Raw genomic sequence first — 19,305 nt, forward strand, 5'->3', positions numbered from 1 at the left:
AGGCCGCAAGGCCTTGACGGCGCGCAAAATAATTAAGTCTTGCGCATTCCGCCCGAAACCCTTAAACGCCTCCCCAAACCGGCGCCGCCGGTATGGTGCATTCTCATTGATCACAGGAAACTTGACCCCATGGCAAAGAGCAAATTTGAGCGCAATAAGCCGCACGTTAACATTGGCACGATCGGCCACGTCGACCATGGCAAGACGTCGCTGACGGCAGCGATCACGAAGTATTTCGGCGAATACAAGGCGTATGACCAGATCGACGCCGCACCGGAAGAAAAGGCCCGCGGCATCACCATCTCGACGGCGCACGTCGAGTATGAAACGCCTGCCCGTCACTATGCCCACGTTGACTGCCCCGGCCACGCCGACTACGTCAAGAACATGATCACCGGTGCTGCCCAGATGGACGGCGCGATCCTGGTTTGCTCGGCAGCCGACGGCCCGATGCCGCAGACCCGCGAGCACATCCTGCTTGCCCGTCAGGTTGGCGTTCCGGCGATCGTCGTGTTCCTCAACAAGGTCGACCAGGTCGACGACGCCGAACTTCTCGAGCTCGTCGAGCTGGAAGTGCGCGAACTTCTGTCGATGTACGACTTTCCGGGCGACGACATTCCGATCATCAAGGGTTCGGCTCTGGCCGCTCTTGAAGATTCGGACAAGAAGATCGGCGAAGACGCGATCCGCGAGCTGATGGCTGCTGTTGACGCCTACATCCCGACGCCTGAGCGTCCGATCAACCTGCCGTTCCTGCTGCCGATCGAAGACGTGTTCTCGATCTCGGGCCGTGGTACGGTTGTGACCGGCCGCGTCGAGCGTGGTATCGTCAAGGTCGGCGAAGAAGTCGAAATCGTCGGCATCCGCCCGACGGCCAAGACGACTGTGACCGGCGTTGAAATGTTCCGCAAGCTGCTCGATCAGGGCCAGGCCGGCGACAACATCGGTGCTCTCGTTCGCGGCGTTACCCGTGACGGCGTCGAGCGTGGTCAGATTCTGTGCAAGCCGGGTTCGGTCAAGCCGCACAAGAAGTTCATGGCTGAAGCCTACATCCTGACGAAGGAAGAGGGCGGCCGTCATACGCCGTTCTTCACCAACTACCGTCCGCAGTTCTACTTCCGCACGACGGACGTGACCGGCATCGTGTCGCTTCCTGAAGGCACGGAAATGGTCATGCCTGGCGACAACGTCACGGTTTCCGTCGAGCTGATCGTTCCGATCGCGATGGAAGAAAAGCTGCGCTTCGCTATCCGCGAAGGCGGCCGCACCGTCGGCGCCGGCATCGTCGCCTCGATCGTTGAATAACAATCGATAGACGAGGCCGAAAGCTGCCGACGCAGAAAAGTGGTGCAAATGGCGCGCAAGCGCGATTTTCACCCGGCGCTGGCTTCGTCGCCTCGATCGTCGAGTAATCGTTCCGATATTATCGGTCCTTAAGACCCCGCCGGCAACGGCGGGGTCTCTTGTTGTCTAACGACAAGCGGTGACCATGGCTGTCTACCGCTCGGCTGAGGCGTCGTGCGCGGTGGTTCGCCTGCCGACACCCGGAAATGCTGTTGCGGTACTGGAGGGGGCAGGGCATACCGGATAACGAGGCACACGCGCGCCTGTAGAGGTCGCGCGGAACGGAGGAACATCATGGGCAAGAGAATTTTGTTTACCGGCGGTGCGGGCAAGGCAGGGCGGCATGCCGTGCCTTATCTCGTGGAGGCTGGTTATGAGGTGCACAATGTCGACCTGACGCCGTTAGAGAGCCCAGGGGTGACCAATCTCATCGCCGATATCACCGATAGCGGCCAGATGTTCAACGTCATGTCGATGCACCGGGATTTTCCGGACCTGGAACAGGGGCAGGGGCCGCAGCCGTTCGATGCGGTGGTTCATTTCGCCGCTGTGCCGCGCATTCTGATCAAGCCGGACAACGAAACCTTCCGCATCAACACGATGGGCACCTACAATGTCATCGAGGCGGCGGTGAAGCTCGGCGTCCGCAAGATCATCGTCGCCTCCAGCGAAACCACCTATGGTGTCTGCTTTGCCGAAGGTCATCGCGACTTTCATCAGTTTCCCCTGGATGAGGACTATGACGTCAATCCGATGGATTCGTACGGCCTGTCGAAAGTGGTGAATGAGAAGACGGCGCGTGCCTTCGCCGAGCGTTCCGGGGCCGACATCTATGCGCTCAGAATCGGCAATGTCATCGAACCGCACGAATACGAACGGTTCCCGGCCTATTTCGCCAATCCGGAAATCCGCAAGCGCATTGCCTGGAGCTATATCGATGCCCGCGACCTCGGGCAGATCGTCAAGCTGTGCATCGAAAAGGATGGGCTGGGTTTCCAGGTCTTCAATGCAGCCAACGATACCGTGTCGGCCAATACGCCAACGAAGGAACTGGCGGCCCGCTATTTCCCCAACGTGCCGTTTACGCGCGAGATCGGCACGTTTGAGGGACTGCTTTCGAACCGGAAGATCCGCGACGTGCTGGGGTTCCGCGAGGAGCACGACTGGCGTCAATATGTCGAGGCGTAGGCTGCGGATATCAAGGCGTGGAAAAGACGTCCCGATGCGGATTTCTTTTCTTTTTTCGCGCAAAGACGCTTGTCAATCCCGGTCAAACTGAATAATAACCCGCTGACTTCACGTGGCGCTTTGCTTTTGCATTCTGCGCTGCTGGGTCTAGGGGTATAGCTCAGTTGGTAGAGCGGCGGTCTCCAAAACCGCAGGTCGTAAGTTCGAGCCTTACTGCCCCTGCCATTCAATTCGGCTGATATCAGGCCGCAACGAATTGGCGTATGATACAGGGAGAAGGCTTGTCTTCTCGGCTAATTTCGCAAAAAGACCGTTGACCTCTTGTGATTTATAGAATCGGTCTTTATGTAGGGTTCAAACAGACACGCGGCGCGTGGGGCTGATCGTCAGCTTTACGGGCCGTTAAGGCGTGAGCATTCAATGGCATCCAAAACAAATCCATTTACGTTTCTGCAGCAGGTTCGTGCTGAGACGGCGAAAGTCACATGGCCTTCACGGCGCGAGACGATGATCTCGACGCTGATGGTATTCGTCATGGTGTTCTTTGCGGCTATCTTCTTTTTTGCTGCGGACCAACTGATGGGCTGGCTGATTGGCCTCGTCCTGAATGCTGGCGTTTGAACGGTTGGGGATGAATATGGCAGCGCGTTGGTACATCGTTCACGCCTACTCGAATTTCGAGAAGAAGGTGGCTGAATCGATCGAGGAGAAGGCCAAGCAGACCGGCTTAAGTCATCTGTTTGAAAAAATTCTCGTTCCGACCGAAAAGGTCGTTGAGGTTCGCCGCGGCCGCAAGGTCGATGCCGAGCGCAAGTTCTTCCCAGGTTACGTGCTTGTGCGCGCCAACCTGACGGATGAGGCCTATCACCTCATCAAGAATACACCGAAGGTCACGGGTTTCCTCGGTTCCAACAACAAGCCGGTCCCGATTCCGGATTTCGAAGCCGAGCGCATTCTCGGTCAGGTCCAGGATGGTGTTGATCGTCCAAAGCCTTCGATCTCGTTCGAGGTCGGCGAGCAGGTGCGCGTTTCCGATGGTCCGTTCGCCTCGTTCAACGGCATCGTGCAGGACGTTGACGAAGAGCGTTCGCGCCTCAAGGTTGAAGTCTCCATCTTCGGCCGCGCAACGCCGGTAGATCTTGAGTACGCTCAGGTCGAGAAAGTCTGATTTCTGAAGGCTGCAGCGCCGAATTCCGTTCGGCTGCGCAGCTTTCTTTTGGTTTTGCCGGATCGATGTATCCGGCAAATGCGGGCAAGCCCGCAAACCGCGTGGAAGGAAACCGGTCTTAGCCGGACCGGTCAATCCGCACCACGCAACCGCAGCCGCCGTCCCGATGAAGGGCGGCATGAGAAGCCGGGAAACCGGTTGTAACGTTTCCGGGTCCGGTTCGCATATGGCGGGCAAGGATACCGGGAAAACCATAAAGGCAGAGAGAAATGGCTAAGAAAGTTGCAGGCCAGCTCAAGCTTCAGGTCAAGGCAGGATCGGCAAACCCGTCCCCGCCAATCGGCCCGGCGCTTGGTCAGCGTGGCGTAAACATCATGGAATTCTGCAAGGCGTTCAATGCCGCCACGCAGGAACTGGAAAAGGGCATGCCGATCCCGGTCGTCATCACCTACTACCAGGACAAGTCCTTCACCTTCATCATGAAGCAGCCGCCAGTCAGCTACTTCCTGAAGAAGGAAGCCAAGCTGACGGCTGGTTCCAAGACGCCTGGCAAGGGCGCCAAGGCCGGTACCCTCACCAAGGATCAGGTTCGCAAGATCGCTGAAGCCAAGATGAAGGATCTGAACGCGGCTGATATCGAAGGCGCAATGGCAATGGTTGAGGGCTCGGCCCGCTCCATGGGCCTGGAAGTGGCAGGTTGAGACCATGACAAAGATTGCAAAGCGCGTACAGAAGACCCGCGAAGGCATTGACCCGACGAAGCTCGTTGCTCTGTCGGAAGCCATCACCCTGGTGAAGGCCCGTGCGATCGCCAAGTTCGACGAAACCATCGAAGTTGCGATGAACCTCGGTGTTGATCCGCGTCACGCCGACCAGATGGTCCGTGGCGTCGTCAACCTGCCGAACGGCACCGGCCGTACGGTTCGTGTCGCCGTGTTCGCACGTGGCGCCAAGGCTGATGAAGCCAAGGCTGCCGGCGCAGACATCGTCGGCGCGGAAGAACTGGTGGAGATCGTCCAGGGCGGCAAGATCGATTTCGATCGCTGCATCGCCACTCCGGACATGATGCCGCTGGTCGGCCGTCTCGGCAAGGTACTCGGCCCGCGTGGCATGATGCCGAACCCGAAGGTCGGAACCGTCACCATGGACGTCGCCGGTGCTGTCAAGGCATCGAAGGGCGGAGCCGTTGAGTTCCGCGTCGAAAAGGCCGGTATCGTTCACGCCGGCATCGGCAAGGCATCGTTCGATGCCGCTGCTCTTGAAGAAAACATCCGCGCTTTCGCTGATGCGGTCATCAAGGCAAAGCCGGCTGGCGCCAAGGGCAATTACGTCAAGCGCGTCGCGATTTCCTCGACCATGGGTCCGGGCGTCAAGATCGACCCGTCGACGGTCAGCGCCTAATCAAGTTTATCCGGACTTTCGTCCGGTCACAGATTTCCGGCCTTTCGGGGCCGGAAATTCCGGGATCAAACCCGGAACTCCTGTCCGAGATTGCAGGTGGTTATCCCTTAATCACTTCGGCCTGCATGAGATGGGTGAGTCCCGAATTTCATTTGACGCACGCAAGTGTGGAGATTCGGTTCGAACCTCGGCTTGCCTTGTGCCGGACCCGGTTGAACGGGAACGCGCAGGGGACAGGATCCTCGAGCGTCGCCTGAGATCACCTTTGATCTCGTGCGGCAAAGGCAAACCGACTGGACTGTGTTTTGCGGTCCAGTCAACTGGAGATAGGCAGTGGAAAGAGCGGAAAAACGCGAATTCGTCACGGAGCTGAACGAGTCCTTCAAGGGCGCCGGTTCGGTTGTCGTGGCCCACTATGCTGGTGTCACAGTCGCACAGATGAACGACTTCCGTTCGAAGATGCGCGCTGCTGGCGGCACCGTCAAAGTCGCGAAGAACCGCCTGGCCAAGATCGCCCTTCAGGGTACGGAAGCCGAAGGGATGTCCAATCTCTTCAAGGGCCAGACGCTGGTAGCATTCAGCGCCGACCCGATCACGGCTCCAAAGGTTCTCATGGACTTCGCCAAGACCAACGACAAGATCGTTGTTCTGGGTGGCGCCATGGGCGCAACCACGCTGTCCGCGGATGCAGTCAAGTCGCTTGCGACCCTGCCGTCGCTGGACGAGCTGCGTGCAAAGCTGCTGGGTATGATTCAGACCCCGGCAACGCGTATCGCATCGGTTGTTGCAGCACCGGCAAGCCAGCTTGCCCGCGTGTTCGCGGCCTACGCCAAGAAGGACGAAGAAGCCGCATAAGGCGGTTTTTCGTTGTTATATCAAACCAAGTTCGAACCGAATAAAAGGAACTAAAAAATGGCTGATCTCTCTAAGATCGTTGAAGACCTGTCCTCGTTGACCGTTCTGGAAGCTGCAGAACTGTCGAAGCTTCTTGAAGAAAAGTGGGGCGTTTCCGCTGCTGCACCAGTAGCTGCTGCTGCTGCTGGCGGTGCTGCTGCTGCCGTTGTTGAAGAAGAAAAGACTGAATTCGACGTCATCCTCGCTGATGCCGGCGCAAACAAGATCAACGTCATCAAGGAAGTCCGCGCGATCACAGGCCTCGGCCTGAAGGAAGCCAAGGACCTCGTTGAAGCCGCTCCTAAGGCTGTCAAGGAAGGCGTTTCCAAGGCTGAAGCTGCTGATCTCAAGAAGAAGCTCGAAGACGCTGGCGCCAAGGTTGACGTCAAGTAATTCTGCTTGTTTTAAAGGGGAGGTGGCCATGAAAATGGCCGCCTCTCTTTGACCGCTTTCTGAACATATTACCCAAAAGCCCATTGAAAACGGCTTTTGGGTAATGGGTTCTTCAAGAGGATAGTCCCGAACCAGGAACAGCACAGCAATCCGCGCTGAGCGTTTTGGGAGGTTGGACGAGATTGAACAATCCATTGATTGACGGGATCGACTGGCCATCGGTTCCCGTCCGTTGCAGGCCCGGATGCAAAATTTGAAGGAGCGACGATGGCTCAGACCCTTTCTTTCAATGGTCGTAGGCGCGTACGCAAGTTTTTTGGTAAAATTCCCGAAGTCGCAGAAATGCCGAACCTCATCGAGGTTCAGAAGGCATCCTACGACCAGTTCCTCATGGTCGACGAGCCGCAGGGCGGTCGTCCGGACGAGGGGCTCCAGTCCGTTTTCAAGTCGGTTTTCCCGATCACGGATTTCTCCGGCGCTTCGATGCTCGAATTCGTGTCCTACGAGTTCGAACAGCCGAAGTTCGACGTTGAGGAATGCCGTCAGCGCGATCTGACCTACGCAGCGCCACTGAAGGTGACGCTGCGTCTCATCGTGTTCGATATCGACGAGGATACGGGTGCCAAGTCCGTCAAGGACATCAAGGAACAGAACGTTTACATGGGCGACATGCCGCTCATGACCAACAATGGTACGTTCATCGTCAACGGTACCGAACGCGTCATCGTTTCCCAGATGCACCGTTCGCCGGGCGTGTTCTTCGACCACGACAAGGGCAAGAGCCATTCCTCGGGCAAGCTTCTGTTTGCTGCCCGCGTCATCCCGTATCGCGGCTCCTGGCTCGACATCGAATTCGATGCCAAGGACGTTGTGCACGCGCGTATCGACCGCCGCCGCAAGATCCCCGTCACCTCGCTTCTGATGGCGCTTGGCATGGACGGCGAGGAAATCCTCGAGACTTTCTACACCAAGTCGCTCTATGCCCGTGACGGCAAGGGCTGGCGGATTCCGTTCCAGCCGGAGGTTCTCAAGGGCCAGAAGGCGCTTTCCGACCTGATCGACGCCGACACCGGCGAAGTGGTCGTTGAATCCGGCAAGAAGCTGACGCCGCGCCTGTTGAAGACGCTGACGGAAAAAGGTCTGAAGGCCATCAAGGCCACGGACGACGAGCTTTACGGCAACTTCCTTGCCGAAGATCTGGTCAATCCGTCGACGGGTGAAATCTTCCTCGAAGCTGGCGACGAAATCGACGAGAAGACGCTTGGCGTCATTCTGACGGCCGGTTTCGACGAGATCCCGATCCTCGACATCGACCATATCAATGTCGGTGCCTACATCCGCAACACGCTTTCGGTCGACAAGAACGAAAACCGTCAGGATGCCCTGTTCGACATCTACCGCGTCATGCGTCCCGGCGAGCCGCCGACCATGGATTCGGCTGAAGCCATGTTCAACACGCTGTTCTTCGATTCGGAGCGTTACGATCTCTCCGCCGTCGGCCGCGTCAAGATGAACATGCGTCTGGACGTGGATGCTGCCGACACCGTTCGTATCCTGCGCAAGGAAGACATCCTGGCTGTTGTCCGGATGCTCGTGGACCTGCGCGACGGCAAGGGCGAAATCGACGACATCGACAACCTCGGCAACCGCCGTGTGCGTTCGGTCGGCGAATTGATGGAAAATCAGTACCGCCTCGGCCTGCTCCGCATGGAGCGCGCCATCAAGGAACGCATGTCGTCGATCGAAATCGACACCGTCATGCCGCAGGACCTGATCAACGCCAAGCCTGCTGCCGCCGCTGTTCGCGAGTTCTTCGGTTCCTCGCAGCTGTCGCAGTTCATGGACCAGGTCAACCCGCTGTCGGAAATCACCCACAAGCGCCGTCTTTCGGCTCTTGGACCGGGCGGTCTGACGCGCGAACGCGCCGGCTTCGAAGTCCGCGACGTTCACCCGACCCATTACGGCCGTATCTGCCCGATCGAAACGCCGGAAGGCCCGAACATCGGTCTGATCAACTCGCTGGCAACCTTTGCCCGGGTCAACAAGTACGGCTTCATCGAAAGCCCTTACCGCAAGATCATCGACGGTAAGGTGACCAAGGATGTCGTCTACCTGTCGGCGATGGAAGAAGCCAAGTATCACGTGGCCCAGGCCAACTCCGAACTCAACGAAGACCAGTCCTTCGTTGAAGAATTCGTTGTTTGCCGTCACGCCGGCGACGTTATGCTCGCACCGCGCGACATCGTGAACCTGATGGACGTTTCGCCCAAGCAGCTCGTATCTGTGGCGGCAGCGCTCATCCCGTTCCTGGAAAACGACGACGCCAACCGCGCCCTCATGGGCTCCAACATGCAGCGTCAGGCCGTGCCTCTGCTGCGTGCGGAAGCTCCGTTCGTCGGTACCGGCATGGAGCCGATCGTTGCCCGCGACTCCGGTGCTGCCATTGCTGCCCGCCGTGGCGGTGTGGTCGACCAGGTCGACGCGACCCGTATCGTTATCCGTGCGACGGAAGATCTCCAGGCCGGCAAGTCCGGTGTTGATATCTACCGCCTGCAGAAGTTCCAGCGTTCCAACCAGAACACCTGCGTCAACCAGCGCCCGCTGGTCACCGTCGGTGATATTCTGAACAAGGGCGACATCATCGCTGACGGTCCGTCAACCGATCTCGGTGACCTGGCTCTCGGCCGCAACGCGCTCGTCGCGTTCATGCCGTGGAACGGCTACAACTACGAGGACTCGATCCTTCTGTCCGAGCGCATCGTTCGCGATGACGTGTTCACCTCCATCCACATCGAAGAATTCGAAGTGATGGCGCGCGACACCAAGCTTGGTCCGGAAGAAATCACCCGCGATATTCCGAACGTTTCGGAAGAAGCACTGAAGAACCTCGACGAAGCCGGTATTGTCTACATCGGCGCCGAAGTGACCCCGGGCGACATTCTGGTCGGCAAGATCACCCCGAAGGGCGAAAGCCCGATGACGCCGGAAGAAAAGCTTCTGCGCGCCATCTTCGGTGAAAAGGCTTCCGACGTCCGCGACACCTCCATGCGCATGCCTCCGGGCACCTTCGGCACCATCGTCGAAGTTCGCGTCTTCAACCGCCACGGCGTGGAAAAAGACGAACGTGCGATGGCGATCGAGCGGGAAGAGATCGAGCGTCTTGCCAAGGACCGCGACGACGAACAGGCGATCCTCGATCGCAACGTCTACTCGCGTCTCCTCGACATGCTGCGCGGCCAGGTCGCTGTGGCCGGTCCGAAGGGCTTCAAGAAGGGCACCGAACTTTCGAACGCCGTCATCTCCGAATATCCCCGCTCGCAGTGGTGGATGTTTGCGACGGAAGACGAAAAGGCTCAGGGCGAAGTTGAAGCTCTGCGTGGCCAGTACGACGAATCCAAGTCGCTGCTCGAGCATCGCTTCATGGACAAGGTCGAAAAGGTCCAGCGCGGCGACGAAATGCCTCCGGGCGTCATGAAGATGGTCAAGGTCTTTGTTGCTGTGAAGCGCAAGATCCAGCCAGGCGACAAGATGGCCGGCCGTCACGGCAACAAGGGTGTGGTTTCCCGCATCGTGCCGATCGAAGACATGCCGTTCCTGGAAGACGGTACGCATGTTGACGTCGTGTTGAACCCGCTCGGCGTGCCTTCGCGCATGAACGTCGGCCAGATCCTTGAAACCCATCTGGGTTGGGCCTGCGCCGGCATGGGCAAGAAGATCGGTGCCATGCTCGATGCCTATAAGGCGGGCGCTGAAATTCAGCCGCTGCGCGATACCATCGATAGCGTCATCGGCTCTGGTCCGAAGGGCGAGCCGATCAAGGACTACGACGACGAATCGATCGTCCGTCTGGCCGAGCAGACCCGCCGCGGCGTGTCGATCGCAACGCCGGTCTTCGACGGTGCAGTCGAAGCCGACGTCAACGAGATGCTGGAACAGGCAGGCCTGAACGTTTCGGGTCAGTCGACGCTGTATGATGGCCGTACCGGCGATCAGTTCGACCGTCAGGTGACGGTCGGATACATCTACATGCTGAAGCTGAACCACCTTGTGGACGACAAGATCCACGCCCGTTCGATCGGTCCTTACTCGCTCGTCACCCAGCAGCCGCTCGGTGGTAAGGCGCAGTTCGGCGGTCAGCGCTTCGGGGAAATGGAAGTCTGGGCTCTGGAAGCCTACGGCGCCGCCTACACCCTGCAGGAAATGCTGACGGTGAAGTCCGACGACGTGGCCGGCCGTACCAAGGTCTACGAAGCGATCGTCCGAGGCGACGATACTTTCGAGGCTGGTATTCCGGAGAGCTTCAACGTTCTCGTCAAGGAAATGCGGTCGTTGGGTCTCTCGGTCGAACTGGAGAATTCCAAGCTCGACGAACTTAACGCGGCAAACCAGCAATTGCCGGACGCGGCCGAATAAGACATCAGGGTGCGTGCCGCTTTCCCAAGCGGCGCGCACCATTTCCACCCAGTCTCAAATCGTTGGGGCAGGGTAGGAAATGCGGCCGCATTTCATGCGGTTTTATCCGTTTCGAGCAGGAAGCCGGCGCCCGGGATTTGCCGCGCTCTCTGCCAAGCTCAGGGCGATAGCCCATAAAGGAGATAGGCATGAACCAAGAGGTCATGAACCTTTTCAATCCGCAGGTGCCTGCGCAGACCTTCGATTCCATCCGGATTTCGATTGCGTCGCCGGAGAAGATTCTCTCCTGGTCCTACGGTGAGATCAAGAAGCCGGAAACAATCAACTACCGCACGTTCAAGCCGGAACGCGACGGCCTTTTCTGCGCGCGTATCTTTGGCCCGATCAAGGACTATGAGTGCCTGTGCGGCAAGTACAAGCGCATGAAGTACAAGGGCATCATCTGCGAAAAGTGCGGCGTCGAAGTGACGTTGTCGCGCGTTCGCCGTGAGCGCATGGGCCATATCGAGCTTGCAGCTCCGGTCGCCCATATCTGGTTCCTGAAGTCCCTGCCGAGCCGCATCGCGACGCTGCTCGACATGACGCTGAAGGATATCGAGCGCGTCCTGTATTTCGAAAACTACATCATCACCGAACCGGGCCTGACCTCACTCAAGGAAAGTCAGCTTCTCTCGGAAGAAGAATACATGATCGCCGTCGACGAGTTCGGCGAAGATCAGTTCACCGCGATGATCGGTGCTGAAGCCATCTACGAGATGCTGGCTTCGATGAATCTCGAAAAGATCGCTGGCGATCTGCGCGCGGAAATGGCTGACACCACGTCCGAGCTGAAGCAGAAGAAGCTGATGAAGCGCCTGAAGATCGTCGAGAACTTCATGGAATCCGGCAACCGCCCGGAATGGATGATCATGAAGGTCGTCCCGGTGATCCCGCCGGACCTGCGTCCGCTGGTACCGCTGGACGGCGGCCGTTTCGCCACATCCGACCTCAACGATCTTTATCGCCGCGTTATCAACCGGAACAACCGTTTGAAGCGCCTGATCGAGCTGCGTGCGCCTGGCATCATCATCCGCAACGAAAAGCGCATGCTGCAGGAATCCGTTGACGCCCTGTTCGACAACGGCCGCCGTGGCCGCGTCATCACCGGCGCCAACAAGCGTCCGCTGAAGTCGCTGTCCGACATGCTCAAGGGCAAGCAGGGCCGCTTCCGTCAGAACTTGCTCGGCAAGCGCGTCGACTATTCCGGCCGTTCGGTCATCGTGACCGGCCCGGAATTGAAGCTGCACCAGTGCGGCCTGCCGAAGAAGATGGCGCTCGAACTGTTCAAGCCGTTCATCTACGCCCGCCTCGACGCCAAGGGTTATTCCTCGACCGTCAAGCAGGCCAAGAAGCTGGTTGAAAAGGAAAAGCCGGAAGTCTGGGACATCCTAGACGAGGTCATCCGCGAGCACCCCGTGCTTCTCAACCGCGCACCGACGCTGCACCGCCTGGGCATCCAGGCCTTCGAACCGATCCTGGTCGAAGGCAAGGCGATCCAACTGCATCCGCTCGTCTGCACGGCGTTCAACGCCGACTTCGACGGTGACCAGATGGCCGTTCACGTTCCGCTGTCGCTGGAAGCGCAGTTGGAAGCCCGTGTCCTGATGATGTCGACCAACAACATCCTGCACCCGGCAAACGGCGCGCCGATCATCGTTCCGTCGCAGGACATGGTTCTCGGCCTCTACTATCTGTCGATCCTGAACCAGAACGAGCCGGGCGAAGGCATGGCCTTCTCCGATCTCGGCGAACTGCATCACGCGCTTGAAACCAAGTCGGTGACGCTGCATGCCAAGATTCGCGGCCGCTTCAAGACGGTCGATGCCGACGGCAAGCCTGTCTCGAAGATCTATGAAACCACGCCTGGCCGTATGATCATCGGCGAACTTCTGCCGAAGAACGCCAACGTGCCGTTCGACGTCTGCAACCAGGAACTGACCAAGAAGAACATCTCCAAGATGATCGACACGGTCTACCGCCATTGCGGCCAGAAGGACACGGTCATTTTCTGCGACCGCATCATGCAGCTCGGCTTCGCCCATGCCTGCCGCGCCGGCATTTCGTTCGGCAAGGACGACATGGTCATTCCGGATACCAAGGCCAAGATCGTCGGTGACACCGAAAGCCTGGTGAAGGAATACGAACAGCAGTACAATGACGGCCTGATCACTCAGGGCGAAAAGTATAACAAGGTCGTCGACGCCTGGGGCAAGGCAACGGACAAGGTCGCCGAAGACATGATGGCCCGCATTAAGGCTGTCGAATTCGACGATAACGGCCGTCAGAAGCCGATGAACGCCATCTACATGATGTCGCACTCGGGTGCTCGTGGTTCTCCGAACCAGATGCGTCAGCTCGGTGGCATGCGCGGCCTGATGGCCAAGCCGTCGGGTGAAATCATCGAGACGCCGATCATCTCGAACTTCAAGGAAGGCCTGACCGTTAACGAGTACTTCAACTCGACCCACGGTGCCCGTAAGGGTCTCGCAGACACCGCCTTGAAGACCGCAAACTCCGGTTACCTGACACGCCGTCTCGTTGACGTCGCGCAGGATTGCATCGTCAACTCGGTGGATTGCGGTACCGAAACCGGCCTCACCATGACCGCCATCGTCGATGCCGGTCAGGTCGTTGCCTCCATCGGTGTCCGCGTTCTCGGCCGTACGGCTCTCGACAATATCGATCACCCGCTGACCGGCGATCGCATCGTCGATGCCGGCCGGATGATCCTTGAAGCCGATGTCGTCGAAATCGAAAAGGCTGGCATCCAGTCGATCCGTATTCGTTCGGCTCTGACCTGCGAAATCCAGACCGGCGTCTGCGGCGTCTGCTACGGTCGTGACCTTGCACGCGGAACACCTGTCAATATGGGTGAGGCTGTCGGCGTTATCGCCGCTCAGTCGATCGGTGAACCTGGTACCCAGCTCACCATGCGTACGTTCCACCTTGGTGGCACGGCAACGGTTGTCGACAGCTCGTTCCTGGAAGCGTCGTACGAAGGTACGATCCAGATCAAGAACCGCAACATGCTGCGCAACTCCGACAACGTTCTCGTCGCGATGGGCCGTAACATGGCGGTCCAGATCCTCGACGAACGTGGTGTCGAGCGCTCCTCGCAGCGCGTCGCCTACGGCTCGAAGATCTTCGTCGATGACGGTGACAAGGTGAAGCGCGGCCAGCGTCTGGCCGAGTGGGACCCCTACACACGCCCGATGATGACGGAAGTCGAAGGAACGGTTCATTTCGAAGATATCGTCGATGGTATCTCCGTTCTGGAAGCGACCGACGAAGCAACCGGCATCACCAAGCGTCAGGTTATCGATTGGCGTTCGACGCCACGCGGTATCGACCTGAAGCCGGCAATCGTCATCAAGGACAAGAACGGCGCAGTGATGAAGCTGTCGCGTGGTGGCGACGCCCGCTTCATGCTTTCGGTCGACGCCATTCTGTCGGTCGAGCCGGGCACCAAGGTCTCCCAGGGTGACGTGCTTGCACGTTCGCCGCTGGAAAGCGCCAAGACGAAGGACATCACCGGTGGTCTGCCGCGCGTTGCCGAACTCTTCGAAGCGCGCCGTCCGAAGGATCACGCGATCATCGCCGAAATCGATGGTACGATCCGCTTCGGCCGCGACTACAAGAACAAGCGCCGCGTGCTGATCGAGCCTGCGGAAGACGGTGTGGAGCCGGTCGAATACCTGATCCCGAAGGGCAAGCCCTTCCATCTTCAGGATGGCGACTATATCGAAAAGGGTGACTACATCCTCGACGGTAACCCCGCACCGCACGACATCCTGGCGATCAAGGGCGTGGAGGCACTCGCTTCCTACCTGGTCAACGAAATCCAGGAAGTCTACCGTCTGCAGGGCGTTGTGATCAACGACAAGCACATCGAGGTGATCGTTCGCCAGATGCTGCAGAAGGTCGAAGTCACCGACGCTGGTGACAGTACCTATATCGTTGGCGACAGCGTCGACCGTATCGAACTGGAAGATGTCAACGATCAGCTGATCGAACAGGGCAAGAAGCCGGCTTACGGCGATCCGGTCCTGCTCGGCATCACCAAGGCATCGCTGCAGACGCCGTCCTTCATCTCGGCCGCTTCCTTCCAGGAAACGACCAAGGTGCTGACGGAAGCTGCGATCGCCGGCAAGACCGACGGCCTGCAGGGTCTGAAGGAAAATGTCATCGTCGGCCGCCTCATCCCGGCCGGTACCGGTGGCACGATGACCCAGATCCGCCGTATTGCGACCGCGCGCGACGAGATGATCCTCGAAGAGCGCCGCAAGGGAACGGGTGCCGACACGGCAACTCCGATGCTCGCCGACATGGCAGCCAAGGAAGAAGCTGCGGCCGAATAAGGCTTAGAAGGCGAGGGCGGTTTGCCGCCCTTTCCAACTTATTGAAAAGGCCGCCCGGAGTGATCCGGGCGGCCTTTTGCATTTCGTTTCACGCGAATTCGCCGCTATCACACGAGGCAGCGGTGCTCGATGGGCGTTATCCGAACTTGATGATCGCCACTTCGCCGGTCAGCGCGCCCTGATAGGCGGATGCGTGCGGCTCATCGTTGGGCACGTCGGTCAGCGTGCCGATCTGATCGAGGTCGGCCTCGAGAAAACCTTCCTCGGCCAGTGCGTTCAACGCTTCCCGAACGGCGGTATCGTCGTCAGGTGCCCGCAGCATCACGTGAATGTCCACGCCTTCTTCGTCGCCATCCTGCTCATAGGCCTTGCCGATGATGATGAAGATCATCGGTCCGTCGAGATTGTTGTCATTGTCCGGCTTGGCAGTCATGGCTATTTCCTCTTTCGAAAGATATGTGAAACGACTTTACAGCGTATTGCTGCCGTGCGCAGAGGAAAAAACACTGTTCCCACGACGAATCGTCACGGGCAGGGACGGCGATTCCCGCCGTTGTTGCGGAATTGTAGAATTGCTTTATGATTCTTTAAGTTGAACAGGACGCTCTGACGATTCCGCCCCGCGCGGACCGCCACTTGCTCCCGTTTCGGCGTCAAAGCCTTGTTTTGCAGGCATGTCAGCCCTGCCGAACCAAGAATAATTGTTAATTCCCCTTGACGCGACACCCCGAAATCAGTACACCCCGCCCCATCGGAGCCTATGTGAGGCTGGCTGGTTCGGAACGTCACGTTCTGGAGTTCGCCTCAAACAAGGTTCGAAACGCACGCTGAAGACCAAAATGCTGCACGCAAGACGCTGAAAATATTGGTGTCCTCTGCTTTTTGCGGGCCATCTGCCGAAAGGCGGATCGGTCCTCGTTTTGCGCATTTATGGCGTTCGAAACCGCCGGAGACGGCATTGATCCGCCCGCAAGGGTATTGAGACAGAATTTGTAAGGGATGGTTATATGCCTACCGTAAACCAGCTGATCCGCAAGCCGCGTCAGGCACAGGTAAAGCGCAACAAGGTTCCTGCTCTGCAGGAAAACCCGCAGAAGCGTGGCGTTTGCACGCGCGTTTATACAACGACCCCGAAGAAGCCGAACTCGGCTCTGCGTAAGGTTGCCAAGATCCGCCTCACCAACGGCTTCGAAGTCATCGGCTACATTCCGGGCGAAGGTCACAACCTTCAGGAACACTCCGTTGTCATGATCCGCGGCGGCCGCGTAAAGGACTTGCCGGGCGTTCGTTACCACATCATTCGCGGCGTTCTCGATACCCAGGGTGTCAAGAACCGTAAGCAGCGCCGTTCGAAGTATGGTGCAAAGCGTCCGAAGTAATTCGGGTTCCACAATTTAAGGTGCTGCGCGAGGTTCTCCGCGTGTTAAGGCGCCCGTTCAAAGTTGAGAGACAAAAGTATGTCACGTCGTCATAGTGCAGAAAAACGCGAGATCAATCCGGACCCGAAGTTCGGCGATCTGGTCGTCACCAAGTTCATGAATGCAATCATGCTTCATGGTAAGAAGTCGGTCGCTGAAAACATCGTTTACGGTGCGTTCGATCTGGTCCAAGGCAAGCTGAAGCAGGAGCCGGTCACCGTGTTCCATTCCGCTCTCGACAATATCGCTCCGCACGTCGAAGTTCGTTCGCGCCGCGTCGGTGGTGCAACCTACCAGGTTCCAGTCGATGTTCGTCCGGAGCGCCGCCAGGCACTTGCCATTCGCTGGCTTATCGCTGCTGCCCGCAAGCGCAACGAAACCACCATGATCGATCGCCTCTGCGGCGAACTCATGGATGCGGCAAATGGCCGTGGTTCCGCTGTCAAGAAGCGCGAAGACACGCACAAGATGGCTGACGCCAACCGCGCATTCTCGCACTATCGCTGGTAATCGACGTACAATTTTCGAAAGGCAGTCATTATGGCTCGCGAATATAAGATCGAAGACTACCGCAATTTCGGTATCATGGCGCATATCGACGCCGGCAAGACCACGACCACTGAGCGGATTCTCTACTACACCGGCAAGTCGCACAAGATCGGTGAAGTTCATGACGGCGCCGCCACCATGGACTGGATGGAGCAGGAGCAGGAACGCGGTATCACCATCACGTCCGCTGCCACCACGACCTACTGGAAGGGTCGCGACGGCAAGATGCGCCGTTTCAACATCATCGACACGCCCGGCCACGTCGACTTCACCATCGAAGTCGAACGTTCGCTGCGCGTTCTCGACGGTGCGATCGCTCTGCTCGACGCCAATGCCGGTGTTGAGCCGCAGACGGAAACCGTCTGGCGCCAGGCTGAAAAGTACAACGTCCCGCGGATGATCTTCTGCAACAAGATGGACAAGACCGGTGCTGACTTCTACCGCTCGGTAGAGATGATCAAGACCCGTCTCGGCGCCATCGCTGTTGTCATGCAGCTCCCGATCGGTGCGGAAACCGAATTCAAGGGCGTTATCGACCTGATCGAGATGAATGCCCTGATCTGGCGCGACGAGTCGCTCGGCGCCCAGTGGGATGTCGTCGAGATTCCGGACGACATGAAGGAAAAGGCTGTTGAATATCGCGAGAAGATGATCGAACAGGTCGTCGATATCGATGAGCAGGCGATGGAAGACTATCTGAACGGGATCATGCCGGACAACGACAAGATCCGTCAGCTGGTTCGCCGCGGTACCATCGACGTGAAGTTCCACCCGATGTTCTGCGGTACGGCCTTCAAGAACAAGGGCGTTCAGCCTTTGCTCGACGCCGTCGTCGAATATCTGCCTTCGCCGCTCGACATTCCGTCGATCAAGGGCATTGATGTGAAGACCGAAGCCGAAATCGCCCGTCATCCGTCGGATGAAGAGCCGTTGTCGATGCTCGCCTTCAAGATCATGAACGACCCCTTCGTCGGTTCGCTCACCTTCGCCCGCATCTATTCCGGCAAGCTCTCCAAGGGCACGTCGGTCATGAACACGGTCAAGGAAAAGCGCGAGCGCGTCGGCCGTATGCTGCAGATGCATTCCAACTCCCGTGAAGACATCGAAGAAGCCTTTGCCGGCGACATCGTTGCTCTCGCAGGCCTCAAGGAAACCACGACCGGCGACACGCTCTGCGATCCGCTGCACCAGGTTATCCTTGAGCGCATGGAATTCCCCGAGCCGGTCATCCAGATCGCCATCGAGCCGAAGACCAAGGGCGACCAGGAAAAGATGGGCCTCGCGCTCAACCGCCTGGCTGCTGAAGATCCTTCGTTCCGCGTCAAGACGGATGAAGAATCCGGCCAGACGATCATCGCCGGCATGGGTGAACTTCACCTCGACATCCTCGTCGACCGCATGCGCCGCGAATTCAAGGTTGAAGCCACCGTCGGCGCGCCGCAGGTTGCCTACCGTGAATCGATCACGAAGCGTCATGAAGAAGACTACACGCACAAGAAGCAGTCCGGTGGTACCGGTCAGTTCGCGCGCGTCAAGATCGTCTTCGAACCGAATGAAGAAGGCGACGACTTCAAGTTCGAATCCAAGATCGTCGGTGGTTCCATTCCGAAGGAATACATCCCCGGCGTTCAGAAGGGCATCGAAAGCGTCCTGTCTTCCGGTCCGCTGGCTGGCTTCCCGATGCTCGGCGTCAAGGCAACCCTGATCGACGGCGCATTCCATGACGTCGACTCCTCGGTTCTCGCCTTCGAAATCGCCTCGCGTGCCTGCTTCCGTGAAGCAGCCAAGAAGGCTGGCGCCCAGTTGCTCGAGCCGATGATGAAGGTCGAAGTCGTGACGCCGGAAGATTACGTCGGTGACGTGATCGGCGATCTGAACTCGCGTCGCGGTCAGATCCAGGGCCAGGAAGCACGCGGCATCGCCGTCGTGATCAATGCCAACGTGCCGCTGGCCAACATGTTCAAGTACGTGGACAACCTGCGCTCGATGAGCCAGGGCCGCGCACAGTACACGATGACCTTCGATCACTATGCGCCGGTTCCGTCGAACGTGGCACAGGAAATCCAGGCGAAATACTCCGGTCAGAAGTGACCGGAGCCTAACGCCAGCTGACAGAAACAAGAGAATTCCCCTTCGGGGT

The 19,305-nt window shown here is 58.4% G+C and carries 14 protein-coding genes and 1 tRNA gene; 14 read left to right on the top strand and 1 reads right to left on the bottom strand.

Going from position 1 to position 19,305, the window contains the following annotated elements; genetic code table 11:
- The first annotated feature begins 129 nt into the window (after positions 1–129).
- The 11 genes from tuf (at position 130) to rpoC (ending at position 15,198) form a co-directional block, all read left to right on the top strand.
- A complete protein-coding gene (gene tuf / locus ACP7E6_RS12355; RefSeq protein ID WP_426230058.1) occupies positions 130–1,305 on the top strand; it encodes an elongation factor Tu in 1,176 nt (391 codons plus the stop codon).
- Positions 1,306–1,638: 333 nt separating this feature from the next.
- Complete coding sequence (locus tag ACP7E6_RS12360; protein ID WP_426230059.1) at positions 1,639–2,532, top strand: NAD-dependent epimerase/dehydratase family protein; 894 nt, start codon at positions 1,639–1,641, stop codon at positions 2,530–2,532.
- 149 nt (positions 2,533–2,681) lie between these two features.
- Positions 2,682–2,757: transfer RNA gene (locus tag ACP7E6_RS12365), tRNA-Trp, on the top strand.
- Between the two features lie 195 nt (positions 2,758–2,952).
- Positions 2,953–3,153 carry a preprotein translocase subunit SecE gene (secE, locus tag ACP7E6_RS12370; RefSeq protein WP_037103350.1) on the top strand — a complete coding sequence of 67 codons (201 nt, stop codon included), beginning with the start codon at positions 2,953–2,955 and terminating at the stop codon, positions 3,151–3,153.
- Between the two features lie 16 nt (positions 3,154–3,169).
- Positions 3,170–3,700: a transcription termination/antitermination protein NusG gene (nusG, locus tag ACP7E6_RS12375; protein WP_426230060.1), complete on the top strand. Its 531-nt coding sequence runs from the start codon at positions 3,170–3,172 to the stop codon at positions 3,698–3,700.
- A gap of 269 nt (positions 3,701–3,969) precedes the next feature.
- The gene (rplK, locus tag ACP7E6_RS12380) at positions 3,970–4,401 is read left to right on the top strand and encodes a 50S ribosomal protein L11 (RefSeq protein ID WP_113247984.1); all 432 of its coding nucleotides are present in this window, start codon (positions 3,970–3,972) and stop codon (positions 4,399–4,401) included.
- Positions 4,402–4,405: 4 nt separating this feature from the next.
- On the top strand, positions 4,406–5,101 hold the full coding sequence (gene rplA, locus ACP7E6_RS12385) for a 50S ribosomal protein L1 (protein WP_426230061.1): 696 nt from the start codon (positions 4,406–4,408) through the stop codon (positions 5,099–5,101).
- Between the two features lie 333 nt (positions 5,102–5,434).
- Positions 5,435–5,956, top strand: coding sequence for a 50S ribosomal protein L10 (gene rplJ, locus ACP7E6_RS12390; RefSeq protein ID WP_037103356.1), 522 nt, complete (start codon positions 5,435–5,437; stop codon positions 5,954–5,956).
- Positions 5,957–6,013: 57 nt separating this feature from the next.
- Positions 6,014–6,388, top strand: a complete 375-nt coding sequence (gene rplL / locus ACP7E6_RS12395; RefSeq protein WP_113247982.1) for a 50S ribosomal protein L7/L12 — start codon at positions 6,014–6,016, stop codon at positions 6,386–6,388.
- Positions 6,389–6,655: 267 nt separating this feature from the next.
- Positions 6,656–10,801 (top strand): DNA-directed RNA polymerase subunit beta, encoded by a 4,146-nt coding sequence (gene rpoB / locus ACP7E6_RS12400; RefSeq protein ID WP_426230062.1) that lies wholly within the window; start codon positions 6,656–6,658, stop codon positions 10,799–10,801.
- A gap of 188 nt (positions 10,802–10,989) precedes the next feature.
- Positions 10,990–15,198, top strand: a complete 4,209-nt coding sequence (rpoC, locus tag ACP7E6_RS12405) for a DNA-directed RNA polymerase subunit beta' (RefSeq protein WP_426230063.1) — start codon at positions 10,990–10,992, stop codon at positions 15,196–15,198.
- Positions 15,199–15,334: 136 nt separating this feature from the next.
- Here rpoC and ACP7E6_RS12410 read toward each other — a convergent pair whose 3' ends face one another.
- Positions 15,335–15,631, bottom strand: coding sequence for a transcriptional regulator (locus tag ACP7E6_RS12410; RefSeq protein ID WP_113313676.1), 297 nt, complete (start codon positions 15,629–15,631; stop codon positions 15,335–15,337).
- 574 nt (positions 15,632–16,205) lie between these two features.
- Between ACP7E6_RS12410 and rpsL the strand changes: the two genes are divergently transcribed.
- The 3 genes from rpsL to fusA all read left to right on the top strand — a co-directional run bounded on the left by rpsL (position 16,206) and on the right by fusA (position 19,256).
- Positions 16,206–16,577: a 30S ribosomal protein S12 gene (rpsL, locus tag ACP7E6_RS12415; RefSeq protein ID WP_003507760.1), complete on the top strand. Its 372-nt coding sequence runs from the start codon at positions 16,206–16,208 to the stop codon at positions 16,575–16,577.
- 78 nt (positions 16,578–16,655) lie between these two features.
- On the top strand, positions 16,656–17,126 hold the full coding sequence (gene rpsG / locus ACP7E6_RS12420) for a 30S ribosomal protein S7 (protein ID WP_113247978.1): 471 nt from the start codon (positions 16,656–16,658) through the stop codon (positions 17,124–17,126).
- Positions 17,127–17,156: 30 nt separating this feature from the next.
- Complete coding sequence (gene fusA / locus ACP7E6_RS12425; protein ID WP_426230064.1) at positions 17,157–19,256, top strand: elongation factor G; 2,100 nt, start codon at positions 17,157–17,159, stop codon at positions 19,254–19,256.
- The last annotated feature ends 49 nt before the right edge of the window (positions 19,257–19,305 follow it).

The sequence above is a fragment of the Pararhizobium sp. DWP3-4 genome (assembly GCF_049898205.1).
Lineage (GTDB): Bacteria > Pseudomonadota > Alphaproteobacteria > Rhizobiales > Rhizobiaceae > Pararhizobium.

What these genes read in the sequence shown, in the direction of transcription:
- rplA (WP_426230061.1), top strand. Translation starts at nt 4,406, where the DNA reads ATGACAAAGATTGCAAAGCGCGTACAGAAGACCCGCGAAGGCATTGAC.
- ACP7E6_RS12360 (WP_426230059.1), top strand. Translation starts at nt 1,639, where the DNA reads ATGGGCAAGAGAATTTTGTTTACCGGCGGTGCGGGCAAGGCAGGGCGG.
- fusA (WP_426230064.1), top strand. Translation starts at nt 17,157, where the DNA reads ATGGCTCGCGAATATAAGATCGAAGACTACCGCAATTTCGGTATCATG.
- rpoC (WP_426230063.1), top strand. Translation starts at nt 10,990, where the DNA reads ATGAACCAAGAGGTCATGAACCTTTTCAATCCGCAGGTGCCTGCGCAG.
- ACP7E6_RS12410 (WP_113313676.1), bottom strand. Translation starts at nt 15,631, where the DNA reads ATGACTGCCAAGCCGGACAATGACAACAATCTCGACGGACCGATGATC.
- rpsG (WP_113247978.1), top strand. Translation starts at nt 16,656, where the DNA reads ATGTCACGTCGTCATAGTGCAGAAAAACGCGAGATCAATCCGGACCCG.
- secE (WP_037103350.1), top strand. Translation starts at nt 2,953, where the DNA reads ATGGCATCCAAAACAAATCCATTTACGTTTCTGCAGCAGGTTCGTGCT.
- rpoB (WP_426230062.1), top strand. Translation starts at nt 6,656, where the DNA reads ATGGCTCAGACCCTTTCTTTCAATGGTCGTAGGCGCGTACGCAAGTTT.
- tuf (WP_426230058.1), top strand. Translation starts at nt 130, where the DNA reads ATGGCAAAGAGCAAATTTGAGCGCAATAAGCCGCACGTTAACATTGGC.
- rplK (WP_113247984.1), top strand. Translation starts at nt 3,970, where the DNA reads ATGGCTAAGAAAGTTGCAGGCCAGCTCAAGCTTCAGGTCAAGGCAGGA.
- rpsL (WP_003507760.1), top strand. Translation starts at nt 16,206, where the DNA reads ATGCCTACCGTAAACCAGCTGATCCGCAAGCCGCGTCAGGCACAGGTA.
- rplL (WP_113247982.1), top strand. Translation starts at nt 6,014, where the DNA reads ATGGCTGATCTCTCTAAGATCGTTGAAGACCTGTCCTCGTTGACCGTT.
- nusG (WP_426230060.1), top strand. Translation starts at nt 3,170, where the DNA reads ATGGCAGCGCGTTGGTACATCGTTCACGCCTACTCGAATTTCGAGAAG.